The 12,286-nt window shown below is 71.5% G+C and carries 9 protein-coding genes and 1 pseudogene; 4 read left to right on the forward strand and 6 right to left on the reverse strand.

Annotated features, from left to right (window positions below; translation table 11 throughout):
* Nucleotides 1-8 precede the first annotated feature (8 nt).
* Nucleotides 9-1,337 carry a DUF5685 family protein gene (locus tag ACQB60_RS18295; RefSeq protein ID WP_496927049.1) on the reverse strand — a complete coding sequence of 443 codons (1,329 nt, stop codon included), beginning with the start codon at nucleotides 1,335-1,337 and terminating at the stop codon, nucleotides 9-11.
* A 312-nt stretch (nucleotides 1,338-1,649) separates the two neighbouring features.
* Between ACQB60_RS18295 and ACQB60_RS18300 the strand changes: the two genes are divergently transcribed.
* The gene (locus tag ACQB60_RS18300) at nucleotides 1,650-2,096 is read left to right on the forward strand and encodes a cell division protein SepF (RefSeq protein WP_496927050.1); all 447 of its coding nucleotides are present in this window, start codon (nucleotides 1,650-1,652) and stop codon (nucleotides 2,094-2,096) included.
* A gap of 50 nt (nucleotides 2,097-2,146) precedes the next feature.
* On the opposite strand, the gene ACQB60_RS18305 is transcribed toward ACQB60_RS18300, so the two are convergent.
* A complete protein-coding gene (locus tag ACQB60_RS18305; RefSeq protein ID WP_496927051.1) occupies nucleotides 2,147-3,772 on the reverse strand; it encodes an MFS transporter in 1,626 nt (541 codons plus the stop codon).
* A 249-nt stretch (nucleotides 3,773-4,021) separates the two neighbouring features.
* Here ACQB60_RS18305 and ACQB60_RS18310 point away from each other — a divergent pair, with 249 nt between their 5' ends.
* Together ACQB60_RS18310 and ACQB60_RS18315 are read left to right on the forward strand one after the other, a co-directional pair.
* A complete protein-coding gene (locus ACQB60_RS18310) occupies nucleotides 4,022-5,182 on the forward strand; it encodes a putative hexosyltransferase (RefSeq protein WP_496927052.1) in 1,161 nt (386 codons plus the stop codon).
* A 248-nt stretch (nucleotides 5,183-5,430) separates the two neighbouring features.
* The gene (locus tag ACQB60_RS18315) at nucleotides 5,431-6,450 is read left to right on the forward strand and encodes a phosphatase PAP2 family protein (protein WP_384846226.1); all 1,020 of its coding nucleotides are present in this window, start codon (nucleotides 5,431-5,433) and stop codon (nucleotides 6,448-6,450) included.
* A 182-nt stretch (nucleotides 6,451-6,632) separates the two neighbouring features.
* Here the strand turns inward: ACQB60_RS18315 and ACQB60_RS18320 are convergent, their stop codons facing one another.
* A complete protein-coding gene (locus ACQB60_RS18320) occupies nucleotides 6,633-6,848 on the reverse strand; it encodes an I78 family peptidase inhibitor (protein WP_496927053.1) in 216 nt (71 codons plus the stop codon).
* Nucleotides 6,849-7,290: 442 nt separating this feature from the next.
* On the opposite strand from ACQB60_RS18320, the pseudogene ctaD reads away from it, so the two are divergent.
* A pseudogene (gene ctaD, locus ACQB60_RS18325) lies at nucleotides 7,291-8,862 on the forward strand (aa3-type cytochrome oxidase subunit I); the annotation flags it as partial.
* A gap of 1 nt (nucleotide 8,863) precedes the next feature.
* Here the strand turns inward: ctaD and ACQB60_RS18330 are convergent.
* The 3 genes from ACQB60_RS18330 to ACQB60_RS18340 form a co-directional block, all read right to left on the reverse strand.
* Nucleotides 8,864-9,916, reverse strand: a complete 1,053-nt coding sequence (locus tag ACQB60_RS18330; RefSeq protein WP_496927054.1) for a helix-turn-helix transcriptional regulator — start codon at nucleotides 9,914-9,916, stop codon at nucleotides 8,864-8,866.
* Nucleotides 9,917-10,040: 124 nt separating this feature from the next.
* The gene (locus tag ACQB60_RS18335; protein WP_496927055.1) at nucleotides 10,041-10,946 is read right to left on the reverse strand and encodes a hypothetical protein; all 906 of its coding nucleotides are present in this window, start codon (nucleotides 10,944-10,946) and stop codon (nucleotides 10,041-10,043) included.
* On the reverse strand, nucleotides 10,943-12,208 hold the full coding sequence (locus tag ACQB60_RS18340; RefSeq protein WP_496927056.1) for a glycosyltransferase family 4 protein: 1,266 nt from the start codon (nucleotides 12,206-12,208) through the stop codon (nucleotides 10,943-10,945). The genes ACQB60_RS18335 and ACQB60_RS18340 overlap by 4 nt, the downstream gene beginning before the upstream one ends.
* Nucleotides 12,209-12,286 lie beyond the last annotated feature (78 nt).

A 12,286-nucleotide genomic window follows, 5' to 3' on the forward strand; every position in this document is an offset into this window, starting at 1 on the left:
AGGAGCCGTCAGAGTCCGCAGTCACAGCAGGAGCAGCACTCACAGATCCCGCAGCAGCCGCCGTCGCAGCCGCCGCAGTCACAGCTGTGGCAGCACCCCTCGCGCTTCTTCCGGGACCACGGCCCCTCGAAGTGCTCGGCACAGCACACCTTGCAGGTGCAGCAGAGGCCGATCGCGACGGCGCACCCCGCCCAGAAGCCGCGCTTGCCGGGCTTCGGCGGGGGCGGCGGCCCGAACGCCCCGGGGTCGCCGGGCCCACCGGCCCCACCACCCCCGAAGGGATTGCCGCCACCACCGCCGTACGGATTGCCGCCGCCCCCGTACGGATTCTGCGGGTCGTACGGACCCCCGCCACCGGACCCGTACGGCCCGCCCTGCTGCGGCGGCACCCCATAGGGGCCGCCGCCGTACCCGCCCCCGTACCCCCCGCCGCCCTGATGGGCCGTCACCTCATGGGCGGGGCCGTGGCCGTGGCCGCACGACTCGGTGCCGAAGGCCCGGTCCACCGAGCGCTTCAGCTCGTGCGCGAGCAGCAGGTGCGCCAGCTTGCCGTCCGTGAACTCGGCGTCACGCAGCGCGAGCCGTATCCCGTGCACCGCGTCGTCGGCGAGCCGCCTCGCCTCGGCCAGGGACGTCCCGGTCGCGGCGAGCGGGTTCCAGGCACCCGACGCGGCGTCAGCTTCCTTGTCCTCCACGGCGTCCAGCAGGTGCGCGAGCCGCCCGAAGAGCCGCCCCGCCTCGGCGAGCGGCGCCGCGTTGCCCGGCCGCCCGGCGAGGACGGCGGTGTGCGCGAAGGCCGCGGCGGTCGCCGTCTCGGTGGGTTCGGTGACGGTGAGCAGCGAGGTGCCCGGGCCCGCCAAGGTCTCGATCCCGGCCTGCCGTTCGACGGCGTCGACCAGCACGGCCGTGTCGAAGCCCACATCCGCGCCGGTCCTCGCCCCGGCCCGGTCCCAGCTCCGCGCGACCCTGCGGGCGGCCGCGGCCACCGGCTTGCGCGCCAGGATCCCGTCCCCGTCGACGACATGGTCACGGACCTTCGCCGAGGCGAGCACCAGGGAGACCGCCGCGGCGAGCCGCGCACCCTCGCCCTGCGCGACCGACGCGGTGCGCATGCCGCGCAGCGGACAGGGCCCCGCGGTGCGCCGCCAGCCGGTGCTGCGCTCGGCCTGAGCCTCCGTCAGAACCGAGATGATGAGCCCGTCGTAGTTGGTCACGACCCGGGCGAACTGCCCGTGGTCACCGCGCAGCGCGAGGCAGAGCCCGCACAGATGCGCCATCCACTGGGTCTTCAGACCTTCGCCGAGACGATGGCTGCAGGGCCTGACGATTCCGAACAAGACGACTCCCCCGTGAAGTCCGATGCCGGCCGCTGAGGGCCGTTGTGGATCAACTGCGGCATCGTAACCGGGGTTCCGTTCACCCGGACGCACCGCCCGTCACCCATACGGCACGAAGAATCATATTTCACTCACTGTCAGCAGCCGTACACGGCAAGACCCTTGAGGATCCCCGTGTGTCAAGGCGTTGACTGTGCACCAGTACCGTCACGAAAACCCCGCGCGGCGACTATCCACTTGGCGCACCATCCGCATCATGGACGACGATAGGGAATGCGGAACGGAAAGAGACCGCTGCGAGAGGAGGCGTCCATGGGATCGGTGCGCAAGGCGAGTGCCTGGCTTGGCCTCGTCGACGACAACAATGACGAGCGCTACTACGACGGTTACGAAGACGACGGAGCCGAGGGACCCGAGTCCGCCGACGCCTGGGTCACCGACCCGCGGGTGCGGGTGGCGGCCGAGGCCGCCGAGGAGCAGGGCCGCCGGATCGGCACGGTCACCCCGGACAGCTTCCGGGACGCACGCGGCATCGGCGAGCTCTTCCGGGAGGGCGTCCCGGTCATCATGAACCTCACGGCCATGGAGCCCTCCGACGCCAAGCGCGTGGTGGACTTCGCGGCCGGGCTCACCTTCGGGCTGCGGGGTTCCATCGAGCGCGTGGCGACGCGGGTCTTCCTGCTCACCCCGGCCGACACCCAGATCGTCAACGGCGAGGCCGCGAGCCGTCCCTCGGACGGCTTCTTCAACCAGAGCTGAGGGCAGGGCCGCTCACCGCGGTCGCGGTGAGCGCCTTGTCCCCCAGCGCCTCAGCGGACCGACTCGGTGCCGACTCCGGCCGGGTCGCGGGGGGCCGGTATCCCCGGCTCGCCCTGCGCCGCGGAGGCGGCGCACTCCGCGGACCGCGGCAGCTTCAGCGCGGCGAGCGCGCCGAGCAGCAGCAGCCCCGCGCTGACCAGCAGCGTGACGTGCAGCCCGTGCACGAAGGAGTCCCGCGCCGAGACCCGCAGGCTCTCCCCCGCGCTGCCGCCGAGCCGGTCGGCGACCTGATACGCCTCGCCCAGCGAGTGACTCGCGGCCGCGCTCGACTGGGCCGATACGCCCGGCACCGAGGAGAGGCCGGGCGCGTAGGCCGCGTTCATGACGCTGCCGAGGAGCGCGATGCCGGTGCCCGCGCCCAGTTGATAGCTGGTCTCGCCGATCGCGGCGGCGCCGCCCGCCTGGGACTGCGGCGCCTCGCTGAGCATCGACTCGTACGAGCCGAACAGCGTGGTCTCCAGACCGAAGCCGAGCAGGACGAAGCCGCAGAGCAGCAGGGGCGTGTTGTCGCCGTCACCCATGCCGGTGAGCAGGACCACGGCGGCCGCGGTCACACAGAAGCCGAAGGCGACCATGGTGCGCGGCCCGAAGCGGTGCAGCATCCGCGAGCCCGCCAGGCCCGCGGCCATCGCGGCGAGCGTCAGCGGCAGCAGCCGGAGCCCGGTCTCCAGCGGCGAGAGGCCGAGGACGAGCTGGAGGTACTGCGCGGCGATCAGTTCGAGGCCCACCAGGGCGAGCATCGCGAGCACGATGCAGCCGACCGACGTGCTGAACGCGGGCCGCGCGAACATCGCCAGGTCCACCAGCGGATGCGTGCGGCGGCGCTGGCGGCGCACGAAGGCGGCGAGCAGCGCCCCGCCGACGGCGAGGGAGACCAGCGTCGTCATGCCGAACGGCGACTCCCCGCTGCCGAGCCGCTTCACGCCGAGCACGACGCCGAAGAGCCCGGCAGCCGCCATCAGCGCGCCGATCACGTCCCACGGGCCGTCGCGGTCGCCGGTCGACTCGGGCAGCAGCATGCGGCCGACGGGCAGGCTCACCAGCATCAGCGGGATGTTGATGAGGAAGACCGAACCCCACCAGAAGTGTTCGAGGAGGAAGCCGCCGAGCAGCGGTCCGACGGCGGCGCCGACCGCGGCGACGGCGCTCCAGATGCCTATCGCGAGCGCCCGCTCGCGCCGGTCGGGGAAGACCTGACGGAGGATCGAGAGGGTCGCGGGCATGATCATCGCGCCGCCGACGCCGAGCAGCGCGCGGGCCGCGATCAGGACGTGCGGGGTGTCGGCGAGCGCCGCCACCGCGGAGGCCACGCCGAAGAGCCCGTATCCGAGGAGCAGGACGCGTCTGCGGCCCACGCGGTCGCCGAGCGTGCCGAAGAGGATGAGGAGCGAGGCGCAGACCAGCGGATAGATGTCCACGATCCACAGCAGCTCGATCGCGCCGGGCCTGAGGTCCTCGGTGACGGCGGGCACCGCCACGTGCAGAACCGTCGCGTCCACGGCGACGAGCAGCAGGCTGACGCAGAGGACGAGGAGGACGAGCCAGCGGTTGGCACAAGGACCGGCGCCGGAGAGACGACGGCCGGTCGGTGCGGCGGCCGTGGTCGTCCCGGACATGTGCGTACCTCCAAGTGATCCCTCGCGCATCGGCCACGTGGGGACGGAGGGGTGGGGACTCCCAGCTCCGGCGGCGCGAAGGGCGAGTGAGCCGTCAGACTACGCGAGTTCACCGCAGGGGCGCGTGGCGGACCTCTCATGGTTGCACGGTGGTGATGTGGCGTGTGCCACCCGCCGAGGCGGTGACCGGCGTCCGGACCGGTGCCCCGAGGGGGCATCGGGCCGGGTGCTGCGCCGATAATCGAGCCCGTGACCGATCTTGATCAACGCCCTTCGTCCGCCGCCGGAGCCGGCGCGGCCGCCCCGCTGCTGCGCCGGGCGGCGCCCGCGCTGCTCGTGTACGCCGGGGTGCGCGCGCTCGGGCTCGCGGTGCTCGCGGCGTGGTGCGCGGCGACGGGCAAGAGCCCGCACACACTGCTGACCGCCCGCTGGGACTCGCTCTGGTACACCCGTGTCGCCGACCACGGCTACGGCTGGCAGGTGCGGCTGCCGAACGGCGACGTCCACTCGAACCTCGCGTTCTTTCCGCTGCTGCCGTGGCTGGAGCGCCTGGTGTCGGCGGTGAGCCCGCTGTCGTACGCGGACGCGGGCCTGATGGTGAGCTGGGTCGCCTCGCTGGCCGCGGCGTGGGGGATCTTCGCGGTCGCCGCCCATGTGTACGGGCGCAGGGCCGGGGTCTGCGCCGTCGCGCTGTGGGCGGTGCTGCCCGTCGGGATCGTGCAGTCGATGGCGTACAGCGAGTCGCTGTTCACGGCGCTCGCGGCCTGGTCGCTCTACGCGGTCGTGACCCGGCGCTGGGTGACGGCGGGGCTGCTCGCCTCCTTCGCCGGGCTGACCCGGCCGGTCGGCGCGGCGGTGGTGGCCGCGGTGTGGGTGGCGGCGGCCGCCCAGGTGCGGCGGGAGCGGCGGGCGGACTGGCGCCTGGTGCTCGGCGTCGTGCTCGCCCCGCTCGGCGCGGCCGGCTACGTGCTGTGGGTGGGGCACCGCACGGGCGGTGGTCTCCTCGGCTACCTCGACGTACAGAAGGGGTGGGGCAACGGCTTCGACGGGGGTCTGGCCTTCGCCCGCTTCATCGGCGACAAGTTCACCTCGTTCCCCTCGGCCCTCGCCGGGATCGGTCTGATCGTCGGGGTCGCCCTGGTCGTCTGGCTGTATGTGCTGTGCGTGCGCCGGGGGCAGCCGCTGCCGCTGCTCGTCTACTGCGGGATCGTGGTGGCGCTGGCCCTGTGCGCGCAGGGCTACTTCGGCTCGAAACCGCGGCTCCTGCTGCCCGCCTTCCCGCTGCTCCTGCCCCTCGCGGTGGCCCTGGCGCGGCTGCGTACGTCCAGGTCGGCGGCGGTGCTCGGGGCGGTGGCGGCGGCGAGCGCGGTCTACGGGGCGTTCTGGTTGAACGGCTCGGGTCCGCCATGATCGTTTTTCCGGTGCCGGGCGGCCCGCCCGGTGAGCCCCCGGGAAATTGAGGACCAGCACCCGGTGAACACATTTATAAGGGCGATATAACGCCCCCGGTAAATGATCTATGAATTCGTCCGGCCCCATCGGAAATTGCTGAAACCTCGGGAATAAACTTCGTCCTGAGATCAATCCCACATCACATCGTCATCACAAAGCCACTGATTCGCCCTAGTGCCGCACTCACTCGCTGTAACGTCGATTGGGTGCGTACCGAACGAAACCTCACCCGTCTCGACCGGGTCTTCGCCCGGCTAGACCGTGAGCCGGAACGACCGGTCGGCCTCGATGAACCGAGGATGAGCCGGCACAGGGTCGTGCTCTTCAGCGCGACCCTCGCCTTCTATCTGGCCATCGTCGTCGCCGTCGTGACCACCTCGTGGCTCGTCCGCTTCGACTGGCAGGTCATGTTCTTCCGGCCCTACCAGCAGTGGCCCGAGATCCACGCCTTCCTCGACTACTGGGTCGTCCTCGGCCAGCGCGGCCCGACCGCCGTCATGGTCGCGGCCTGGCTCGGCTGGCGCTCCTGGCGTCAGCACACGCTGCGCCCGCTGCTGATGTTCGGTGCCGCCCTGCTGCTGCTCAACGCCACGGTGGGCGCCGCCAAGATCGGCATGGGCCGCCTCGGCCCCCACTACGCCACGGTCATCGGGTCGAACGAGATGTGGCAGGGCGGCGATATATTTCCCTCCGGCCACACCGCCAACGCCGTGGTGACCTGGGGAATCCTGGCCTATCTGGCCTCCACCCCGGTGACCCGCCGCTACCTGTCCGCGCTCTCCGCCGTGGTCTCCCTCAGCGTCGGCCTGACCACCGTCTACCTGGGCACGCACTGGCTGAGCGATGTGTTCCTCGGCTGGGCCGCGGGCCTGCTCGTCCTGCTCGCGCTGCCGTGGGTGGAGCCGCTCATCGCCCGGGTCGAGGGCTGGATCTTCGGCGTCCGCGAGACCTGGCGCAACCGCCGGGCCGGCGCCGGCGTTCCCGTTCCGGCCCCCGCCGGAGCCTCCGCGCTCTTCCCGCCGCGCAGCCCCACGGAGGGCGTCGGCCCCGCCCGCGAGCCGATCGGCGCCGTCCGCAGCGCCCGCTCCCCCGCCTACCTCGCCCCGGGGCCGCACACGACGCGCTCCGAGCGGACCCCGGTCACGCCCGTCGGCAGCCGCCGCCCGCAGCACCCGGAGCGCGTGGCCCGAGGCACCACGTCGGCCCGCCCGGTGGCGGGCGGCTGACCCGAGGACAGCGGGGAGACCGGTACGCACAACCCCTCCCCGCACGGCGAAGGCCCCGGTTCCGACGAGGAACCGGGGCCTTTTGCCTGCCGTCTTGAGGTGGCCGGAGACGGCCGGAGGTGGCCGGAGGTGGCCGGAAACGTCCGGAGGCGTCCGTCAGAGGGGTCCGCCAGAGGGGTTCGTCAGCCCTTCCAGCAGCGCCTCACCGTGCCGCCGTCGACCTCGAAGTTGAGCCGCCCGGCCAGGTACTCCATGGTGATGACGGTGCCCGGAGCCAGCGATCTGACGGTGGACCAGCCGCGCTCACGGGCCCGCAGCTCGGCCTGCTCGGCGGCGAGGCCGACGTAGGAGTCCGGGGCGTCGTCGGGTTCCACGGGCGGTGTGGGGATAGGTGCCATGGGCGCCAGGCTAACCGTGCACCATGTGTGACGAGTGCCTCTCTGGTCACGCTTATGTCACAGGGCCTCCACCTGCGTTTCGCTCCAACTCCGTCACACGTACGGGCGGTTCCGTACGTGTCCCGACGTAATTCAGGAGCGACTCGGAGCCCTTCGAAAGCTCCCCCGCACATCCCCCCTGCGAGTTCTCACCGGGCGCCCTCCGCGAGGTAAAGCAGCACCCAATGGAAAGTCTGGCGGCGCCTTTACAGCACCTCCCCATTTTGCTATTCCGGGGCGCACGTGGGGATGTGACGGCGCATAGGAATTCATGGTTCCCCCACAGTCCACGGCGTACGCCCCCTGTCGGAGCCGGGTGGGACGCGAGCATCATGGCGGGGGCTCGTGGGCGGGACGGCATGGGCTTCAGCAAGCCCGGGTGCCGACGGCGAAGGGGCAGGCGATGGGGACGCAGACGGTGGCGGCGGACACGCGCGAGGTCCGGGAGCGACGGCCGGGCCGGATCATCGTGGACTGGCTGACCACCACCGATCACAAGAAGATCGGGCACCTGTATCTGATCACGTCGTTCGTGTTCTTCCTCATCGCGGGGCTCATGGCCCTGATGATGCGGGCCGAACTCGCCCGCCCCGGGCTGCAGCTGATGAACAACAACGAGTTCAACCAGCTCTTCACCATGCACGGCACGATCATGCTGCTGCTCTTCGCGACGCCGACGTTCGCGGGCTTCGCCAACGAGATCATGCCGCTGCAGATCGGCTCCCCCGACGTCGCCTTCCCGCGGCTCAACATGCTCTCGTACTGGTTCTTCCTCTTCGGCGGCCTGATCGTGCTCGGCTCGGTCCTGGTGCCGAGCGGGCCCGCCAACTTCGGCTGGTTCGCGTACGCCCCGCTCAACAGCCTGGAGCGGTCGCCCGGGGTCGGCGCCGACATGTGGATCATGGGGCTCGCACTCTCCGGCTTCGGCACGATCCTCGGCGCGGTGAACTTCCTGACCACCATCATCGGGATGCGGGCGCCGGGGATGACGATGTTCCGGATGCCGGTGTTCACCTGGAACGTGCTGTTCACGTCGATCCTGGTGCTGATGGCGTTCCCCGTGCTCGCGGCCGCGCTGCTCGTCCTGGAGGCGGACCGGCGCTTCCACTCCGTCGTGTTCGACGCCCAGTTCGGGGGTGCGCTGCTGTGGCAGCACCTCTTCTGGTTCTTCGGGCATCCGGAGGTCTACATCATCGCGCTGCCGTTCTTCGGCATCATCACGGAGATCATCCCGGTCTTCAGCAGGAAGCCGATCTTCGGCTACATCCCGCTGATCGGCGCGACGATGGCCATCACCGGCCTGTCCGTGGTGGTGTGGGCGCACCACATGTTCGCGACGGGAGCGGTGCTGCTGCCGTTCTTCTCCTTCATGTCGTTCCTGATCGCGATCCCGACGGGTGTGAAGTTCTTCAACTGGACCGGCACCATGCTCAAGGGCTCGCTGTCCTTCGAGACACCGATGCTGTGGGCGATCGGCTTCCTGGTGTCGTTCCTGTTCGGCGGGCTCACCGGCGTCATCCTCGCCTCGCCGCCGCTGGACTTCCACGTCACCGACACGTACTTCGTGGTCGCGCACTTCCACTACGTCGTCTTCGGCACCGTCGTCTTCGCGACCTTCGGCGGCTTCTACTTCTGGTGGCCGAAGCTGACCGGCAAGATGCTCGACGAGCGGCTCGGCAAGATCCACTTCTGGACGCTCTTCGTCGGCTTCCACACCACGTTCCTCGTCCAGCACTGGCTGGGCGCGGAGGGCATGCCGCGCCGGTACGCCGACTATCTGGCCACCGACGGGTTCACGGTGCTCAACTCCATCTCCTCCATCGGCTCGTTCCTGCTCGGGATGTCCACGCTGCCGTTCCTCTACAACGTCTGGAAGACGTGGAAGTACGGCGAGAAGGTCGACGTCGACGACCCCTGGGGCTTCGGCCGCTCCCTGGAGTGGGCCACCTCCTGCCCGCCGCCCCGGCACAACTTCGTCACGCTGCCCCGGATCCGCTCCGAGTCCCCCGCGTTCGATCTGCACCATCCCGAGTACGCGGCGTTCCGGGAGGCGGTGCCGCCCGCTCCGTCCGCTCCAGAGCCCGGCTCAGCAGGTCCCGGGCCGACCTGACCCGGTCGGTGAGCTCGGCGGGCTCCACGATCTCGAACTCGAAGCCCATGAACATCACATGGAAGACCATGACGTCGAGGCTGGCCGCGCCCGTGCGCAGCAGACAGGTCTCCTCGGTCTCGGGCTCCAGGGTGCCGCCCGACGGGGAGATGCGCCGGGCCGCCTCCGCGAGCGGCACATGGAGGCGGACCACGGCCTGGGTGGCGTACGCGTGCGTGGAGACGCCCCGGGAGACATAGGCGGCGAGGTCCTCGGCGGGCGGGGTGCGCGGGGCGACGCGCGGGCCGTGCGGCGGCTTCGGCGTGATGCGGTCGGCACGGAACGTACGCCAGTCGGCACGGTCCACGTCCCAGGCGACCAGGTACCAGCGGTACTCGGTGCAGACGAGGCGGTGCGGTTCGACGAGGCGGCGGCTCGAACTGCCGTTGTGGTCGCGGTAGTCGAAGCGCAGCCGCTCCGAGTCCCGGCAGACGGCGGCCAGTTCGGTCAGGACGCCGGGGTCGACGGCGGCGGGTCCCGGCGTGCGGAACATGGGCACCGTAAAGGCGTTGAGGGCGCCGACGCGGCGGCGCAGCCTGCTCGGCAGGACCTGCTCCAGCTTGGCGAGGGCGCGCACGGAGGTCTCGCCGATGCCCTCGACGCCCTGCCCCGCGGCGGCCCGCAGGCCCACCGCGACGGCCACCGCCTCCTCGTCGTCGAGCAGCAGCGGCGGCAGCTCGGCCCCGGCGCCGAGCTGATAGCCCCCGCCCGTGCCGGGGCTCGCGTTCACGGGATAGCCGAGCTCCCGCAGCCGGTCCACGTCGCGGCGGACGGTGCGCGGGGTGACGCCGAGCCGGTCGGCGAGATCTGCCCCGGACCACTCGCGGTGGGCCTGGAGCAACGAGAGCAGACGCAGCAGCCGTGCGGAGGTCTCCAACATGGGGCCGATTCTGCCGGGTGTCGCGGACACCTACGGTCCGCGACGGTGTGCCGCCCCGGTCCGCGGGCAGTCGCCCCACGGACCGGTGACGGCACGTTTCTGCACCAGCCGTCGAAGAGGCGGCTCAGTTCGATGCCTTCTGGGCCTCCGTCACGCGGATCGACAGGTCGTTGTCCGTCGTGTAGTACGGGCCCGCCTGGAGAACGCCCTGGGGGACCACGACGCGGGTCGTGGGGTACAGGAAGATCGCCTTCTTGTCGGCCACGTCGTCCAGGATGCGGGCGAGCCGGACCCGGGGGCCGCTCTCACCGGCCGGGTGCAGCCACAGGTCCCAGACGCCCGCGCCGCTGTCGGCGAGCTCTCCGAAGTCGACGGTGGCGGTGAACTCCGGCCCGTGCGCGGTGACTTCGGCCCGGTGGGTGCGGTGCGGCTCGCTGCGGCGGCGCGCCTCCACGTACGCCTTCTCGGTCAGGCCGGTGCCGTACACCCGCCCGGTGAGGGCCGCCCCGGCCTGGTCGAGGCCGATCTCGCCGACCTCCGCGTGCGGGGCGCGGTGCCAGCTGCGGACCGTGAGGTTGCCGTGCTTCGTCGGGTACGGGATGCGGACGGCGACGTGGCCGCGGGCACCGCTGGGGGCCCGGTCGACGAGGGAGCGCAGGTCGTTCACGCCCGGCACCAGGCGGCGCGGGGCGGGGGTGCCGGGCACCTCCACGTACGCGTCCCAGCGGCCCTCGGCCAGTTCCATGCTGCTGGGCAGCGCGGCGCGCAGGCGGCCGTCGGCGGACGGAGTGAGCGGCAGGCGCACCTCGTGCTCCGCCGGGTCCGCCCCGCCCGTCGGGGCGCCCGCGTCACGCAGGCGCAGCAGCAGATGGGCCGTGCCCGGCTCGCCGGGGTCGGTGATGTCGAAGGTGAGTCCGCCCGCCGAGTCCGCGATGCAGTCGGCGCTCGGTGCGAGCGCGGAGTCGGCGGTGGTGGTGGTCTCGGTGCTCGCCACGTCGCTCCCGGTCTGCGGTGCGGCCACGGACGTCATGCCGTCTGCCCCTTCGTCGGTGCCGTACGGGCGAGGTCCCGCACGGCGTAGGCGCCACCGAGGAGTGCGCCACGGGCGCGGTGCAGGGAGCCGCGGAGCCGGCCGCCCATGGAACCGCCGCGGCCGATCCTCTCGGTGAACATCGTTTCGTAGCGCTCGGCGATCCGCGCGGGGTCGAAGCGCTCGGAGTCGGCGAGCGCGGCCCCGGCCATCCGGTGGCGCAGCGCGTCGTCGTTGATCAGCTCCAGCAGGCCGCCCGCGATCGCGTCCACGTTGCCGCTCTCGACGAGGCGGCCGTCCACGCCGTTGTCGATGATCTCGCCGGGGCCGTGCGGGCAGTCGGTGGCGACGACCGGGAGGCCGCAGCGCATCGCCTCGACGATCGTCATGCCGAAGGACTCCAGGCTGGAGCTGACGGCGGCGATGGAGCCCTTGGCCCATTCGGGCTCGATGGGGTGGGCGGGGCCCATCAGGAAGACGTGGTTGTAGAGCCCGAGCTCGTCGATGAGCTTGCGCAGCTTGTCCTTCTGCTTGCCGCCGCCGTAGATCCGCAGCCGCCAGTCGGGGCGCTCCGCGCGGACCCGGTCGAAGGCCCTGATCAGCAGGTCGTACCTCTTCACCGGCGCGAGGCGGCCCGCCGCGACGACCCACTTGTGGGAGCCGTCGGCGGGGGCGATGCCGGGTGCGGGCACCGGGTTGGGCACCGCCTGGACGTGCACGCCGGGCAGCCGCATCGTCGTGCGGTAGGCGTGCGCGTCGGCCTCGGTCGTCGTGGTCAGGACGTCGAGGCGCGGGTACACGCTGCGCAGCTGGCGGCGGAGCTGCTTGGAGTGGCTGTCGAGGGTGAGGTGCTCCTGCCCGACGCGCAGCGGGCCGCGCCTGGTCTGGCGGGCGAGGTGCACGTTGAGCCCCGGGCGGGTGCCGATCACCACGTCGGAGTCGACCGAGACGAGGTGCTCCGCGATGCGGCGGTCGGTGAGGGCGTTGTACTGGGCGTAGCGGCCCTCGGCGGAGGGAAACACCCTGGCCGGGGTGCGGTACTCCGGATCGTCCCCCTCGTAGCCCGCGGTCCCCTTGCGGATGTCCACGAGGTGGCGCAGCCGCACGCGCGGGTCGACGGCGAACACCGGCTCCTCGCGGTGGCGCAGCACCGACACGACTTCCACGTCGTGCTGCTCCGCCAGCGTGTTCGCCAGGTTGTACGTCGTCCGGATCGTCCCTCCGATTCCGTACGCGTTATGAATCAGGAAAGAGATGTGCATGCGTCCCCGTATCCCATATTTTCCTTTGGTTCCCCGCAGACCATCCTTCTCGTCCGCCTACCGCAGGGTTAGACAGGG

The sequence above is a fragment of the Streptomyces odontotermitis genome (assembly GCF_050510915.1).
In the GTDB taxonomy this organism is placed as follows: Bacteria; Actinomycetota; Actinomycetes; order Streptomycetales; family Streptomycetaceae; genus Streptomyces.